Consider the following 16,736-nt stretch of genomic DNA (forward strand, 5'->3'; position numbering starts at 1 on the left):
AAACCATTTAAATCATGCGAATGATGTGAAGCAGTCAGATACTAAGAACGAAATGTTTCTCTGGCGTGACATCTATTATCTATCTCTTTACGGATATCACGGATAGACAAATCAGAGGTGAAATGTTGACGGTTGGCAACAACGAGGTAGGTGATTTGCGTTTGGAACACATGTTCAGACAAGCTATCAGTATCGCAGACAGCGGATGCGCTCAGCCGGGAATATCAACGGCGATCAACACGTTTCAATGTTTTTTTGACGAGACGCCTTCAACTAGCTAATGCCGGAGAATGAATGAAAGGAAGTGTGGTGCGCCAGACACGAATCGAACGTGCGACCCCAGCCTTCGGAGGGCTGTACTCTATCCAACTGAGCTACTGGCGCGGTGAGGGTGTTGCAAGGCCAGCATTTTAACCTAATTTCCATCGTTTCTTGTAAATCACTTCGCGCTTTTTGTCGCAGATGATCAGCAGATTCGCTGATACTGATCAGAGAAACACCGCTTTTCGTTCCAAACCCTTATCTTTCGCTCTATAATCAAAAACTTTGATACCAGCCACTTCCAGTCGCTGGCGGGCAACCGGAACGACCATTTCATTTGCAACGAGGAAACCATGAGCGACGCGCACGACGAACACGAATCAGCGATTAAGACACCAAAGCAACTTATCGTTGCGATTCTCGCCGGATTTCTGGTCCCCATTATCGCTATTGTTTTATTGGTTCAATATGTAGCCAATGATAAAAAAGTTGGCGCTGGTTCATCTGCGCAAACGCCGGAAGCGATTGCCGCACGTATTCACCCGGTTGCTGATCAGGGCTTTACATTCCAAGACAACACTGGCCCTAAACAATTACAGTCAGGCGAAGCCGTCTATAAAATGGTTTGCTCCGCATGTCATGACTCCGGTGCGGCTGGTGCGCCAAAATTTGCCGATGCTGCAGCCTGGGCGCCACGTATTGCTCAGGGATACGATACAGTGTTAACGCACGCGCTTGGCGGTTTGCGCGCAATGCCAGCCAAAGGCGGCAACCCTGATCTGGACGATGTCGAAGTTGCCCGCGCTGTGGTGCATCTGGCAAATGCAGGTGGCGCCAAATTTAAAGAGCCGGAAGTCAAAGCGGCAGCAGAGGCGGATGCTTCAGCGAAATAAACACATGCTGCGTCACTTGCACGATAAGTGCTGTGACTGAGTGTAGTAATAAAAAAGCCCTCGTTTTTACGAGGGCTTTTTTGTTTGTTGCTTAGCGCGAAATAAGTTTCTGATGCCAACAGATACGTAAGACATTCATGCCGCGTAAGAGCGCTGGTCTTGAATAAGCAACTGCTTTTAGCTCATTGCTTGCATGCTGATTTATACGAGGTTGGTGCTGCAACATTCCGAAAAATATGTCGACTTAGTTTGAATTGCAAAATTTCCATAAAATGGTGCAAAAATATTTTTTTGCCACAAGTTGGTGCAAATAAGTCAAATTTTCTCTTCCCGAGATCTTTTATCGTCATAAAAGCTGTCTTTCCCAGAAGTAAATATAAGTAAATCTATTTGCTATTTTTTAGCTCCCAGAGGGCATTCTTCGGCCATTTGCGATGATTTGATAAATAAAATGCAGATTGAACAAAAAACGACAATCGATCAAATAATTTATATTGCTTTGCACAAAAAAAGCGCGAGTCTCTGAGGGACGTTTTTTTATTGAAAAATCGATGTTGTTTTTTTGCGAAGGCAAAAAAAAACCAGATTGACACTAAGAGTACCCAGATGTTTCTATGACGAATAATATTTTTTTGACAGAATTATTTACATAAATAAGTTCGTATGAATGGGCTTATTTACATAGAACAAAAGCTATAACAACGTGTAAAAATCTGCAAAAAATATTTAACGGGGTGTTGGACATTGTGTATTGCAGCAGGATTGATTCATTTTTGATCGTAAAACATACACAAAAATAACAAGCAGCAGAGAACGGGGTTTTCCATCGTTTCTTGTTGCTTATTGTTTAATTGGATACTTAGGAACTCACATGTCAAAAAATATAGTTTTTAAAAAAACGCTGGTTGCCCATGCGTTGACGATGGCGTTTGGTGTTGCAGCATTGCCTGGTCTGGCAATGGCGCAAGAAGCACAGCGCGTAGAAATCACCGGCTCCTCCATTAAACGGGTTGACGCAGAAACAGCGTTGCCTGTGCAAGTAATCACAAAGGCAGAGATTGACCGTACTGGCGCAACTAGTACACAAGAGCTTTTGAATTCAATTTCTGCATTGTCCACGTCTGGTGCCACTGCAAATGCGACAGGCGCAGGAACATCGACCGGTGGTTTGTCTTCAATTTCTTTGCGTGGTCTTGGTTCTGCGCGTACCTTGGTTCTGGTAAACGGGCGTCGTTTAGCATCGTTTGCCGGCAGTGATGCTGTCGCAGGTGTTGTCAATTTTATTTTGTCTAAAAAGGCAACAGGTATTGAAGTAGCTGCCGGATATGGTTCGCCTTCAGCGAGTGGTGGCGGTCAGAATCAGAAGGCATCTATTACTGCTGGCTTTGGTGATTTGAATACTGATGGATACAGCGTTGTTTTGTCAGGTTCTTATGAAAAAGAAAAAACGTTATTTGGACGTGACCGCTCTTATGCTTCCACATCAACAGTGCTGCCATATTTCAATGGTACGGCAACTGGCTTAGGTAACATTCAAGGTAGCTGGACACCAGGTGTTGGTGCAGATAAGGGCTTCAGCTCAGGTGGTAGTGGTTATGGTAATCCACTTGCAGCAGCAAATAACTGCGGCTCTATTAAGATGGGTTTGCTCCCTACTTCCGCGAAAGGTGCACCTTATTGTTACTACGATAGTGCTCCTGATGTTGGCCTAATTCCTGATCGTGAATTAGCCAATTTCACTGGTAACTTCACATATAAAGTTAACTCCAATATGGAGTTATTTGCAGATGCCTTGTATTCGCAAAGCAAAGTAACACAGACCTATCAGCCGTCTCCAGCACGTGCAAGTTTCTTCGCAACAGATGGTCTGTTTGCGACGAATAATGTTGTGCCCGCACTGCTTTTATATCCAAGTAACCCTGCATACCAAACGATTGCGGCACCTTATTTGAGAAGTAAAGGCTTTGACTCTTTGCTGAATGGTAATCCGCTGTCTATCACCTCTCGTGTATTTGATTTTGGTCCACGTCAGAACGTAGATACTGCGAAACAATCACGCTTGGTTGTTGGCGCAAAAGGTACTATTGCCGATCAAGACTATGAGATTGGTTTTGCAACCAATGAGTCAAAATTAACCAGTGCAGTAACAACAGGTTATTTCTCTCAAGTTGCTTATGCCAAGATTATTAATGATCCAGCAAATAACTGGAATCCATGGGCACCTGGTGGCGTACAAACTGGCGCGTTAGCGGATAAGATTCAAACATCTAAATTTACTGGTGACTTTCTTGATGCGACCTCGAAAAGTAATTCGTTAGACGCAAAGATTTCCGGCGATCTTATTAAACTTGGAGATATACAAACGCAGTATGCGGCTGGGCTTCAATCTCGTCGTGAAAGTTATGTAACGTCACCAAGTGCTGCTTATCAAAGTGGAGATATTGCTGGTTTAGGTGGACAGCAAGTACCTATTGACCGTAGTCGCACAGTGAATTCTGTTTTTGGCGAAGTAGTTGTTCCTGTATTGAAAACACTGGAAGCCAACGCTTCTGTTCGTAATGACCGTTATAACGATATTGGTGCGTCAACTACTTATAAAGCAAATATTCGCTGGCAGCCTGTGAAAACAGTGGTGCTGCGCGCATCTGTTGGCACAGGTTTCCGTGCTCCTACTTTAGTTGATCTGTGGACGCCACAAACATTGGGTACATCTGAAGCGTTTAACGATCCGGCAACAAATCAAACTGGTTTGCAAGTCAATCAAGTCAGTGGTGGTAATCCGAATCTGAAACCAGAAAAATCTGATCAGTATTCTTTTGGTATCGTGTTACAACCAACGAATAACATCAGTGTTGGCGTTGATGTGTTTAATGTAAAAATTAAAGATATTCTGGCCACTCCATCTGCTCAGGAAATCGTATCTCGTTTCCGTAACGGTGATAAAGCCTACGCAAGTTTAGTAACTTTGCAAGGTAACGATGTTTCTTTGATCAAATCTGTATTGTCGAATACTGGCGATGCTAGTGTGCAAGGTGTCGATGTGTTCGCTAACTGGCGCGATACATTTAGCTTTGGCCGTTTAGAAGTGGGTTTGAACGGTACTTACATGGATAAGTTTGACCAAACTAGCCCTGGTGGAGATATTTCCCACAAGGTTGGCACGCTGGTTGATGGTACTGGTGCTCCAGTTATCGGTGCTCAAAATGGTGGCGTTGTATTACGTTGGAAGCACCAACTGGCTGGTACCTGGACAATGGGACCTTGGGCGACAACTTTGATTCAGAACTACAGAACTGGATATGAAGTTGGTCACGATTTGAACGACAACCGTGTATTCCTTGCCAGTGAATCTATCTTTGATGCTAATGTCAGCTACAAAGGTTTCAAAAATCTGGTACTGGCTGTCGGCGTGAAAAATCTGTTTGACAAACAACCAGGTATCATAGGTACTGCTGTAACGAATCAGTTCCAAGCTGGTTATGACGTTACTCAATACGATCCACGTGGCCGTTTTGTTTATGTAACAGCAAACTATCGCTTTAAATAAACAACTTTTGCGGCAGAGTTAGCTCTCTGTCGCATGGTTTATTCAAAAGTAATAAAAAAGGCTGATGCGTTGCATCAGCCTTTTTTGCTATAGTGATTAGCCGTAGCGTAACGCAAAAATCGTCTCGTCAACGTTAACGCATTGCGGAAGTGATGTAGGTAAAACCAAGGCAAATCTCGCTCTAATGTACTCGCTTACCCGCCGCATAAGTCGCCGCAATACTGCGGTCATCTCCCAGCAGTGCTAATGCAAACAGCAATTCTTCCAATGAGTTGCAACTGGCAGTGCGGCGCTTCAGCAGTGGTGTTGCTTGCGGGTCGAGTAGGATAAAGTCTGCTTCGGCACCGGTCACGAAATTACCGATATAGCCTTCCAGTTGCATACTGCGTGCGCCGCCTAAGGTGGCGAGATAAAACATCTTGGTTGCGGGCAGATAGGTACCGCCCATACGGGCCACTTTGTACGCGGCGTTCATCGTTTGCAGCATAGAAAACGAGGTGCCGCCGCCGACGTCGGTCGCCAGCGACAGCGGGACGTTTTGGGCTTCGGCTCGCTGAAAATTAAATAAGCCGCTGCCCAGAAACAGATTCGATGTCGGGCATAAGGCGACTGCGGACCGGGTAGCGGCGACGCTAATTCTAATTAGCCGCTACACGCGTCTGGACGTCGATATCAGGGAATGCGTATACCACCATTCGAGTTGCATTTCGAATATGTACGGAGCGATTAACTGAAGTAAAATTGACGCAAAACACGTTGTACTTAATTGTGCGAACAGCGTTCTGAAAGGCTAACCGCTCGTCGCGGGAACGAGTTGATTCATAATGATGCAATGATCTGTAAATATAGATGAGTCCACAAGTCAATGGACACCTTGTTAGTGGACTCGTCATCTTTAGTAAACAATACCTTTGAACACAGGGTAATCAAACATCAACCCGACCAATTGAGGTTTCAGTTTGCTATTTGCAGCTTAAGGATTCTTACCTATATATTTATCGAGGAAGCGAACGACTGTTTCACCCCATAGGATACGGTTGCTTTCTTTGACCCAGCCGTGCCCCTCGCCAGTGAATACCATCCATTCGACTTCATTACCCTGAGCTTTCAGCTTATCCCGCATTTTTTCACCGTGTATCAGAGGCACACGTATATCTTCGCTACCGTAAGCCATCAACACGGAAGCTTTGATTTTATGTGCATTGTCGATTGCCGAAACTTTTTTGAAGTACTCACCATCCGTTTTAGGATCACCGTGCATTTTTGCGCCGATATTGTCCATCACTGGACCCTTCATATCTGACCAGGTTACGGTAAACAGCATTTTTACATCTGTCACCCCAACCCAGTTAATTCCACATTTATATTGATCAGGGTCTTTAATCAAACCATACATCGTAGCGTAGCCACCATAACTGGCACCAATAATGCAAACCCGATTTTTATCGACGATGCCTTGCTTGATCAAATGTTGTACGCCATCCGAAACATCATCCTGCATCGCCAGGCCCCATTGCTTCCAACCTGCAGTGTGATGTTTCCAGCCAAAACCGGTAGACATACGGAATTGCGGTTGTAGTACCGCGTAACCGCGTGACGCCATCAATTGCAACAGCGGATCAAAACCTTGAGAGTCTCTGGCATGTGGTCCGCCGTGTACATATGCCACTAAAGGTAGATTTTTCGCTGGAACTCCCTCTGGCAAAGTCAGATAGGCGGGAATATTTAAACCATCACGTGCGGTGTAATTGAAGACTTGCTGCGCAGAGAGTTTTTTACCTTCTAGCTCAGGTTTCAGACTATAAATTGGCTCAAGACTTTTCTTCGCGATATCGTAGAGATACACTTTACCGACATTTTGATCGCCTGAAACAAAGACAACAATATTGTTGCCTGACCACGAAAAATTCACTTGTTGCCCGGGAAAACTGGCCTTTAAAGTAGCGTCGATTTTGGCATAGTCTTCGTCGAAGTAAATCATTTCGGCCGTCATACCTTCCGCCAGAGTACCGACGATCTTTTTGCGTTTCTCATCAACGATGACGCCATTCAAGTCAGCCACCGGATGATCTGCGATCATTTCACCCGCAGTCTGTTTTGCAAAATCCCAAGTGTAAATCGCTTCTTTGTCCTGTCCATTAAAACGTCCGGCGACTAATAGAGTTTTATTGTCGAAATCAAATGTCAGAGGGTTGATGGTATTTCCCTCGTCATGATAAGCCTGGTAAATTTGCTTCCAAGGCTGACCTTCTCCATCGCGATAGTAAACGGTTTGTTTAATCCTCTTATTATCTGGGTCTACGCTATTTGAAGACGCAACACGTATCACTAAATCATGATCCACTACCCAAGAACCCACTTTGCCAGGGTTGTCAAAGGTCAATAATTTAGTGCGCCCCGTTGTTGTGTCTAAGCGGAACAAATCGCTGGCACCCAAAGCAGCATCGTTACCACGCTCGTTATTTACAACGATTAAATCATTGCTTTCATTACTGACTCGTTTGACTACACTAAATGGCTTGTAGGCTTTTTGACCAGTTTTTGCTTCCTTAATTGTCATCAACAATTTACGGAAGTTTGTGCCGTCAATATTTACTGCAAACAAGCCGCCACCATCCTGATCTTCCATGACAACATCGCTGCCACGCGTGACACTAAATGCCAAACGTGAATTATTAACCCAGAAGGGTCTGCCAATATCCCAATCCGGATCAGAGGCAATCACTTTTGATTGACGACTCTCCAAATTAATCACGGCAAGTACAAAATGCCCATTGCGCGGGGTTAACACAGCGATGTTTTTACCGTCAGGGGACAGTATTGGCGCACCGCCATATTGTGGTTTCTTAAAAAAATCTGCGACCGGAATCGACTTATCTGCATACGCAGGAAAACAAACTCCCCCAAGTGCAGCAATAGCGGCAGAAATTAATGCCAAACTTATCTGTTTTCTCATGATCTTTGTCCTCTTTCTAGTAATCTTTTTATTTCATTATTAGTAATGAAATAAAAAATGCCGGAACCCTGAGATTCCGGCATTCAGTCTGCGTGCTATTACTTAAATTTGTAGTCAACAGTTAATTGGAAGTAACGACCCATGCGATCATGCAAAGGGTGTACCGCCAAGTTCTGCGCGCTACTTGGACTAGGTGCAAAAGGAGGCATGCGATCAAATACATTGCGGATCGCGAAGCTGAGCTTCAGGTTTTTGTACAAACCAGAATAGCTACCACCCAGATTCATCGTCGTGAATGAAGGAATATCGCGGCATAAAGCTTCATAGCCTTGAGTTTTAAATTCGCAAGGCTGAGTGAAGTCGCCAATTGCCGAGAAGTGGCCGATGTAATCAGTATCAATCGATGCTTTCCATGCAGCTTTTTCCCATCCCAGACCAATGTTTGCAATTACACGAGGTTGACCACGACTGCCAGCGTACTCAATCAAATCAGCTTCTGGTGAAGGAGCTGATTTGTACGACTGGTTGTAAGTCATCGTCATTTGTGGTTTGATTTTTCCGTACTCACCGAGGTTGAAATTGGTCTTGATATCAAGGTCAATACCACTCACTTGTGTTGTTGCGACGTTAGTCAGTAACATTTTGAGTAGAGTAATTTCTCCAGCTGTTGCTCCGGCAGTTCTGTCCGCATCGGTCAATGCAGCGCGAGTGATAGCAACAGCAGGGTTCCCCGCATAGCGTGCTGGATTCGACAATACGGTTTTTACGTCAAAGGTACTGATTTCGTCGTCACGTTTGATTCTCCAATAGTCCAGAGACATATTGAACCAGTTGCTTGGCTCCCAGACGACACCCAGGGTATAGCTTTTCGCCGTTTCTGGTTTCAGGTCAGGGTTAGAACCGCTGATATAAGCGCTGTTCCATTGGCAGCCACCTTTGAATTTCTCGTTACAACGCGCTGGATCTTGGTAGCTGAGGAATGCATTTTGATTGGAGCTGGAGTTTTCAACCAAGGTCGGGGCACGGAAACCCGATGCATAAGTACCACGAACCAGGAACTGCGGTGTCACATTCCATTTCAAACCAACTTTTGGTGTTGTTGAACTACCGTAGTCGGAATAGCGGTCATGACGCACAGCCATCGAAGCTTCAACCGTTTTGAAAACCGGAATAGCCAATTCTGCGTATGCCGATTTGATATCACGCGAACGTTTGTATCCGGGTTGCGATTGCGCACGATGATAGAGTTCACCTGCGACCGATAAAGGATCAGGATTGATATCCAGAGTTTCACGACGCAATTCAGCGCCAAACGCTGCAGTTACCGCGCCTGCAGGCAATTGGAATAATTCACCAGATACTTTGGCATCCCACAACATCATTTCAGACTTGAACTGATCGTAAGATGGAGCCATCAGTGAGTTGACCAATGCTGAATTGCTGCCAATCTGACCAAAAATGAGCTGACCTTTTTTATAAGCATCAACCAAGGGGGTCGCTAACAGGCCAGAAGTTGCGCGTGATTCAACTTTACTGGAGTTGTACATCATCGCAGATTCCCAGTCCCAGTCCTTGAATGTACCTTTCAAACCAGCGAGATAACGACCAAAAGTTACAGTATTGTCTAAACCCTGGCCAGGTAAGTCAGTTAACGATGCCCGTACACGCACGGTGCCATTACCACCAGCTAAGGTTTTGCCAGTAACCGGATCAATCAAATCCTTAGGATACTGTGGATGTGTGATAGGTAAAGCGCCAGTAATCTGACCATTCTGACCCGCGAACCAATGCGGCACACCTTGCAGATTGGCTTTAGTTTGATTGATCATCACTTCAGCAAATGCAGTCGTATCAGCATTGATTTGCCATGTACCTTTGCTGGTTATGCCAATACGATCAGATTTTGCACTGGAGTTATATGTTGAGTCCTGGAAATCATCGTGCACACAAGCCTGTCCCTGAGTGCCGGCGCCGAATAAGTTCGATGCCGGAACTAAACGATCTGGACGGCAGTTACCTCCCAATGGACGCACAACGAATAAATTTGTCGCTTTATCAGTCCAATAAATATTGCCAGGATAGGTGTACAGTGTGCGACCGTCTGCATAGCCCCAGGCACGCAAATCCTGAGTTGACATGTAACCATCACGGTTTTTGATTAGCGTTGGTTTGCGTTGGCGAACGTCCAAAGTTGCATAGACGTTATATTTATCTTCAGCCAGATTACCGAAACCGTAGCTACCAGTGACACGCGTTTGCTCACCATCATTTCTTTGTGATTGTGCGTAAGAAGACGAAATCTCAGCACCTTCAAAGCTGTTGCGCAAAATGATATTGACCACACCGGCGATCGCTTCTGAACCGTAAATTGCAGAGGCACCATCTTTCAAAATTTCGATACGTTCAACTGCGCCAACTGGAACTGAATTCAAATCGACAAAAGTAGTTTGATATTCAGGTTGTGCGTAAGGGGCAAGACGGCGACCGTTGATCAGCACCAATGTCGCCTGACTGCCGATGCCACGCAAATTCAGACCCGATGCACCTGCGGTAAAGCCGCCAGTGCGGTTTTCATCAACACCACCCAGATTGGACGACACATTGCGCAAGACTTCGGTCAGCGAGGTTGCTCCTCCACGTGTCATTTCTTCGCGAGTAATCACCTGTACTGGCGATGCAGTCTCATAATTCACGCGCTTGATTGAAGAACCAGTCACGATAACTTTTTGTACCTCTTGTTTTTTATCTTCTTCCTTTTTCACGGCTTCTTGTGCAAAGCCTTGCTGCGCAAGTGTCAGCAAGCCAACGCCGGATAATGCAATCGCCAGTCGATTCAACTTCATAAATTACCCCTCTATTTTTATTTAAATGGCAGCTACCCACTCACTAAGTCACATACAACTGCGTGCAGTTTTGGTTATCTTCTTCCATAAACCGATATGGCATATGGCAACTCAATAGTGGTTTGGTAATTATGTTATGAGTCAATTTGTTATGACTAGAAATTTTATACATTTCGATACAATGGCAAATACGAACGTATTAACCTGAAAATATATTATTTTGTTAATTCTTAATTTGTAAAAAATTTATTCATTTTTATGAAAAAAATCAAAACATAAAATTATTTTTAATGCATTTTGTACAAAGGTTTTTTTTATCTTCTTTGTTGCAATTTGATTACAAAGGCCGGATTTGTGATTTTTTTTACTGAATATTTTTTAAATTTTTTATGAAATTAACAAAGCTAAAAAATACTAAAATGCGCTCTTTATATGTCGCAGTGAATTCATTGCTTGAATCCCCCCGGCTTTGGTAGACAGCTGCAACATACAGAGTTGAAATAATTTGATTAAATTTTCTTAAAATTTAATCAAAAATGAGACTAATAGAAAAAATCAGGGATTACCCCAGACTTGGCTCAATTCAAACGCAATCGCAGATTTGACTTACTGAGGGCTGCACCTGAGACTACGGGCGATGCATATCAGGTTAAACATGCATGTTTTTTGATCTGGCCGAGATGGCAGGTTTATTTTATTTTGTATAGATGTTTGGCAATACCGAAGGTTCACTCGTAGTTGCTTCAGTGTCGAGTTGATCTTGTTTTTCTCGACATTAAATATTAAAAAATACTCACTTTGCTTGATGCTTTCATTCCGGATACCCGTTTACCCGCAGCATAAGTCGCCGCAATGCTGCGGTCATCTCCCAGCAGTGCTAATGCAAACAGCAATTCTTCCAATGAGTTGCAACTGGCAGTGCGGCGCTTCAGCAGTGGTGTTGCTTGCGGGTCGAGTAGGATAAAGTCTGCTTCGGCACCGGTCACGAAATTACCGATATAGCCTTCCAGTTGCATACTGCGTGCGCCGCCTAAGGTGGCGAGATAAAACATCTTGGTTGCGGGCAGATAGGTACCGCCCATACGGGCCACTTTGTACGCGGCGTTCATCGTTTGCAGCATAGAAAACGAGGTGCCGCCGCCGACGTCGGTCGCCAGCGACAGCGGGACGTTTTGGGCTTCGGCTCGCTGAAAATTAAATAAGCCGCTGCCCAGAAACAGATTCGATGTCGGGCATAAGGCGACGGCGGATCGGGTGGCCGCCATGCGCGCACGGTCTTCATCGTTGAGCCAGATACAGTGGGCAAACATCGCACGTTCCCGCATCAGGCCATAGCGATCATAAATATCAAGATAACTGCGCGCTTCAGGAAACAGCGAGCGTGCCCAGGCGCATTCATCCTGATTTTCTGCCACATGTGTCTGAATAAAGGTATCGGGGTAGGCATGCGCTAACTCACCGGCGAGTTGCATTTGCGCCGGGCTGGAAGTCGGCGCAAAACGTGGTGTGATGGCATACAGCTGGCGGCCATGCTTATGCCATTTTTTGATCAGGGTTTCGCTGTCGCGGATACCGCCTTCTGCGGTGTCGCGTAAAAATTCAGGGCAGTTTCTATCCATCAGCACTTTACCCGCGACCATGCGTAAGTTGCGTGCCGCGCTCGCTTCGAAAAAGGCGTCGACCGATGCTGGATGCACGGTGCAATACACCATCGCGGTGGTGGTGCCGCAACGCAGTAATTCATCCAGAAAAAAATTGGCGACTTCCTGCGCGTGCAGGGGATTTTCAAATTGTCTTTCCGCAGGAAACGTATATTGTTCCAGCCAAGGCAGCAGCCCCGGTGCCGGTGACGCGATGATGTCGGTCTGCGGATAATGGATATGGGTATCGATGAACCCGGGAGTAATGATTTTGCCGAGGAAGTGCTCAACCACGACGTGATCAGGCAGCGTCGATTTTAACTGTTGATAATCACCCGCTGCCTGAACGTGGCCATCATTGACGATCAGCAGGCCGTCTTCGTGCCAATGTGTTCCATCCGGATTACGCAGTGGATCATCGGTAAAGTGCAGCAGGCTTGCACGGTAGGCTTGCATATTGTGGATAGTCATCTGGTTCTGTCAGGCATTGCATTGATGCGGCTTACCGGGCTAATTTGCCCGAAAAGCCGCATCAATATTGGGTGATTGTTTGAAAAAATGTATTCTTGATCCGCGTATCTTAATCGCGAATCGCATTCACTGCGCGCAGTATGGCTTCACTGGTTGCTGGCGCAGGTAAAGGCGGATGTCGTTGGTGATCCGCGACGCTGGCAATTGCATCGCGTATCGCAAAGAATACAGAAAACGGCAATAACAGTGGTGGTTCACCTACGGCTTTTGATCTGTGTATGCTGTCAGCGACGTTTGTATTTTTAAACAGGCTGACGCGGAAATCTTCCGGGCAATCTGAGATTGCCGGTATCTTATACGTCGATGGTGCATGCGTGGTCAATTTACCGTTGGCATTCCACACCAATTCTTCCGTTGTTAACCAACCCATACCTTGTATGAATGCGCCTTCTACCTGGCCTTTGTCAACCGCAGGGTTGAGTGAATGACCTGCGTCGTACAACACATCGGCGCGTAACAATTTCCATTCGCCCGTCAGCGTATCGACGATCACTTCTGATACTGCCGCGCCGTAGGCATAGTACGAAAACGGGTTACCCGTCATGGATTTGCCATCCCAATGTAAATCCGGCGTCGCATAAAAGCCATCGGACCATAATTGCACCCGCGCCAGATAGGCTTTCTGCACCAGTTCTGCAAACAAAACAGTATTGCCGCCTGAGCTGATGTGGCCATCAAAGAAGCTTACTTCGCTGGCGATGCCGCCAAGGGTCGCAGCCGCAAATGTGGCGAGCCGATCGCGTATTTGGCGTGCCGCGGCTTGCGCGGCTTTGCCATTCAGATCGGTGCCAGTCGATGCTGCGGTGGCAGATGTGTTGGCCACCTTCGTGGTATCGGTTGCCGTCACTTTCACGGCGGACAGTGGTACACCAAGTTCGTGCGCCACCACCTGAGCCACTTTGGTGTTGAGTCCCTGGCCCATTTCGGTGCCGCCATGATTGACCAGCACAGAACCATCCAGATACACGTGCACTAAGGCACCCGCCTGATTCAGATGCGTCACGTTGAAGGCAATACCAAATTTGTGTGGTGTCAGTGCCAGCCCTTTTTTCAGCACGGGGCTGGTCGCGTTGTATTTTGCAATCGCCGCTCGGCGCGATCTATAGTCGCTGCTCTGTTCTAATTCTGCGACCAGCTCGTGTATCACGTTATCGACCACTTTCTGGCCATAGTGCGTGATGTTTCTGCCTTCGTTGTCATTGCGTCCGTAGAAATTCAGTTGTCGCACATCCAGCGCATCTTTACCAAGATGGCGAGCGATATCGTCGATGATATGTTCTATCAGTATCGCGCCTTGCGGACCGCCGAAGCCACGAAATGCGGTGTTCGATTGCGTATTTGTTTTGCAGCACATGGCGCGGATATCGACGTCGGACAAAAAGTAAGCGTTATCCAGATGGCAAACTGCGCGGGTAGCAACCGGACCGGACAGATCGGCGGAAAAGCCGGCGCGCGACAGCATTTGTACTTTGACGCCGAGAATCAGCCCTTCGTTGTCGTAACCGACTTCATAATCATAATGAAATTCGTGGCGCTTGCCCGTGACCAGCATGTCATCGTCGCGATCTGCACGGAGCTTGACTGGTCGTTGCAGTTTGAACGCACACAGAGCAGCAACACCAGCCCATAACGCTGATTGCGATTCTTTACCGCCGAAGCCACCGCCCATACGCCTGCATTCGACTTGCACACTGTGCGAAGGAATAGCCAATGCATGCGCTACAACGTGCTGCATTTCGCTAGGATGCTGAGTGGAGCAGGCGACGTACATGCCCTGCGCTTCTTTTGGAATCGCATACGCGATCTGACCTTCAAGATAAAACTGTTCCTGGCCGCCGACTTGCCATTCGCCGCTGATACGATGCGGAGCGTCCATCAGCGCTTGCTGTACATTTCCACGTGCCAGCGACATTGGCGGCAGCACATACGATTGCTGCTCATGCGCGGTGCGTGGATGCAGGATGGCAGGCAGTGTCTCGTAATCGACTTTTGCCAGGCGAGCGGCGCGGCGAGCCAGTTCATGGCTGCGGGCAACTACGGCGAACAGTGGCTGACCGACATACTCGACGACGCCATCCGCCAGTATCGGGTCATCTTTGATGATGGGACCACACTGGTTGCTGCCGGGGAAATCTCGGGCAGTGAATACGGCAATCACTCCCTGCGCCTGTCGCACGGCATCCAGATCCATTCTCCGCACCAGCGCATGTGCCTGCGCCGACAGGCCGAGTGCTGCGTGCAGCGTTCCCTGCGTTTCAGGAATATCATCGGTGTAATTGGCGCTGCCGCTGACGTGCAACACGGCGGATTCATGCGGATGCGATTTACCCACTTCCGCCCATGGTGTTTCGTTTTGCCTGATCATACGGACTCCTCTGCTGAGCTTGTGTCAGCCGCAGCCGCAAATGGATTGAGTAAGGCGGTCGGTAGAGCGTCGTCTGCGCGCGTTTCCAGCCAGAAGCGGCGCAACAGATTTTGCGCGGTTTGCAGGCGATACTCTGCTGATGCACGCATGTCGCTGAGTGGTGCGTAATCTTCGGCTAAGGCTAGCATCGCCGTTTGCAATGTTGCTTCATTCCAGACTTGTTGTTCCAGCGCGGCTTCGGCAAGCGTTGCCCGTTTCGGCGTTGCAGCCATTCCGCCGAAGGCGATTCTGACTTCTGACAATATTCCATTTTGCAACTGTGCTGAAAAGGCGGCACACACAGCAGAGATATCCTGATCAAAACGTTTCGCCAGTTTATAGGTACGGAAAATTTTTCCGGTGCGTGGCAAAGGAATACGTATCGCAGCGACGATCTCAGTCGAGCGCAAGTCCTTCTGCTGATAGCCGAGATAAAAATTTTCCAGCGCCAGCTCGCGTTCGCCATCAGTGCTTTTCAGGACGATACGACTACTCAGCGCAATCAGCCACGGCATAGAATCACCGATCGGTGAACCATTGGCGACATTGCCGCCGAGTGTGCCCGCATGGCGTATCGGTAATGAGGCAAAACGTTGCCACAACTCGCTTAATTCCTGTGGATAGTATTGACACAACGCACGATACGCATCGTCGAGCGTGACTGCGGCGCCGATCTCCAGAACATCATTTTTCTCAGTTACCGAGCGCAACTCTTCAACGTGTCCCAGATAAATAATATCGCCCAGTTCACGGAATTGTTTGGTCACCCATAAGCCAATATCTGTGCCGCCTGCGAGCAAACATGCCTGCGGATGGGCGGCCCGCAAGCGGACTAATTCCGATATTGTACGCGGCGCAAAAAAGTGTTGACCCTGATAAATATATTCCAGTGTTTCACTGCGAACCAAGCCCGCCAGTATGGCTACCAACCCAGCCTGATCGAAATCCTGACGCGGTAATTCTTCCATACGATGCGCGGCATCAATGATGGGGCGGTAACCGGTGCAACGACACAGATTACCGGATAAAGCGATATCGATCTGTTTGCGTTGCAGGGGCGCTGACTCCGGGCTTCTTTGCAAATAAAGATCCCACAAAGACATCACAAATCCCGGCGTACAGAAACCGCATTGTGACGCGTGGCACTCCACCATCGCTTGCTGCACCGGATGCAAAGGTGCTCCCTGGCTCAGGTCTTCCACCGTGAAAATAGCCTTGCCATCCAGCGTCGGCATGAGCTGCAGACAGGCATTCACGGATTTCATTTCGACTTTGCCATCCCGCAGTTCACCGGTGACAACGGTGCAGGCACCGCAATCACCTTCGGCGCAGCCTTCTTTGGTACCGGTGCAATGCAGGTCTTCGCGCAAGTGCTGGAGCAGGGTACGGGTGGGCGGCAAATGATCTGCCTCGTGAATTTGTCCCTGGAAAAAATAACGTATCAGCCCAGACATGAGAATCCCGTGTAGAAGTGTTGTGAAATTGCACGCAGCAGTCGAGAGTAACGTGAACCGTGAAGGTTAGCATTCAGATAAATTAAATTTATATCGAAATGATGATGCTGACTATCAACAGCAGAATTTATGCCAGCGAATCGATAAAAAGAAGGGGAATAACAAAGAAAGTTCTGAGCACAGTGGCTCTTACAAAAGCATAATTAG

7 protein-coding genes, 1 tRNA gene and 1 pseudogene are annotated in these 16,736 nt (G+C 47.2%); 2 read left to right on the plus strand and 7 right to left on the minus strand.

All coding sequences use genetic code 11. The features are described 5' to 3' along the window. Positions 1–307: 307 nt before the first annotated feature. Positions 308–384 (minus strand) — tRNA-Arg (locus H8K29_RS00805). Between the two features lie 230 nt (positions 385–614). Here H8K29_RS00805 and H8K29_RS00810 point away from each other — a divergent pair. Both H8K29_RS00810 and H8K29_RS00815 read left to right on the plus strand, forming a co-directional pair. Further along, complete coding sequence (locus tag H8K29_RS00810; protein ID WP_186884044.1) at positions 615–1,154, plus strand: cytochrome c5 family protein; 540 nt, start codon at positions 615–617, stop codon at positions 1,152–1,154. Between the two features lie 871 nt (positions 1,155–2,025). After that, positions 2,026–4,701 (plus strand): TonB-dependent receptor domain-containing protein, encoded by a 2,676-nt coding sequence (locus H8K29_RS00815; protein WP_186896019.1) that lies wholly within the window; start codon positions 2,026–2,028, stop codon positions 4,699–4,701. Positions 4,702–4,882: 181 nt separating this feature from the next. On the opposite strand, the pseudogene H8K29_RS00820 reads toward H8K29_RS00815, so the two are convergent. The 6 genes and pseudogenes from H8K29_RS00820 to xdhA form a co-directional block, all read right to left on the minus strand. Continuing rightward, positions 4,883–5,329: pseudogene (locus H8K29_RS00820) on the minus strand (amidohydrolase family protein); the annotation flags it as partial. A 345-nt stretch (positions 5,330–5,674) separates the two neighbouring features. Next, positions 5,675–7,456: a S9 family peptidase gene (locus H8K29_RS00825; protein ID WP_186896020.1), complete on the minus strand. Its 1,782-nt coding sequence runs from the start codon at positions 7,454–7,456 to the stop codon at positions 5,675–5,677. A gap of 299 nt (positions 7,457–7,755) precedes the next feature. Next, on the minus strand, positions 7,756–10,500 hold the full coding sequence (locus H8K29_RS00830) for a TonB-dependent siderophore receptor (RefSeq protein WP_186896021.1): 2,745 nt from the start codon (positions 10,498–10,500) through the stop codon (positions 7,756–7,758). A gap of 782 nt (positions 10,501–11,282) precedes the next feature. Continuing rightward, on the minus strand, positions 11,283–12,611 hold the full coding sequence (gene guaD / locus H8K29_RS00835) for a guanine deaminase (protein WP_255423209.1): 1,329 nt from the start codon (positions 12,609–12,611) through the stop codon (positions 11,283–11,285). 109 nt (positions 12,612–12,720) lie between these two features. Beyond that, positions 12,721–15,036, minus strand: coding sequence for a xanthine dehydrogenase molybdopterin binding subunit (gene xdhB / locus H8K29_RS00840; protein WP_186896022.1), 2,316 nt, complete (start codon positions 15,034–15,036; stop codon positions 12,721–12,723). Continuing rightward, positions 15,033–16,529 carry a xanthine dehydrogenase small subunit gene (gene xdhA / locus H8K29_RS00845; RefSeq protein ID WP_186896023.1) on the minus strand — a complete coding sequence of 499 codons (1,497 nt, stop codon included), beginning with the start codon at positions 16,527–16,529 and terminating at the stop codon, positions 15,033–15,035. The genes xdhB and xdhA overlap by 4 nt, the downstream gene beginning before the upstream one ends. Positions 16,530–16,736 lie beyond the last annotated feature (207 nt).

It is taken from the genome of Undibacterium sp. CY21W (genome assembly GCF_014284265.1).
GTDB lineage: Bacteria > Pseudomonadota > Gammaproteobacteria > Burkholderiales > Burkholderiaceae_D > Undibacterium > Undibacterium aquatile.

Excerpts from the sequence above, each read along its gene's own strand:
- H8K29_RS00810 (WP_186884044.1), top strand. The coding sequence starts at position 615 with ATGAGCGACGCGCACGACGAACACGAATCAGCGATTAAGACACCAAAG.
- H8K29_RS00815 (WP_186896019.1), top strand. The coding sequence starts at position 2,026 with ATGTCAAAAAATATAGTTTTTAAAAAAACGCTGGTTGCCCATGCGTTG.
- H8K29_RS00830 (WP_186896021.1), bottom strand. The coding sequence starts at position 10,500 with ATGAAGTTGAATCGACTGGCGATTGCATTATCCGGCGTTGGCTTGCTG.
- guaD (WP_255423209.1), bottom strand. The coding sequence starts at position 12,611 with ATGACTATCCACAATATGCAAGCCTACCGTGCAAGCCTGCTGCACTTT.
- xdhB (WP_186896022.1), bottom strand. The coding sequence starts at position 15,036 with ATGATCAGGCAAAACGAAACACCATGGGCGGAAGTGGGTAAATCGCAT.
- xdhA (WP_186896023.1), bottom strand. The coding sequence starts at position 16,529 with ATGTCTGGGCTGATACGTTATTTTTTCCAGGGACAAATTCACGAGGCA.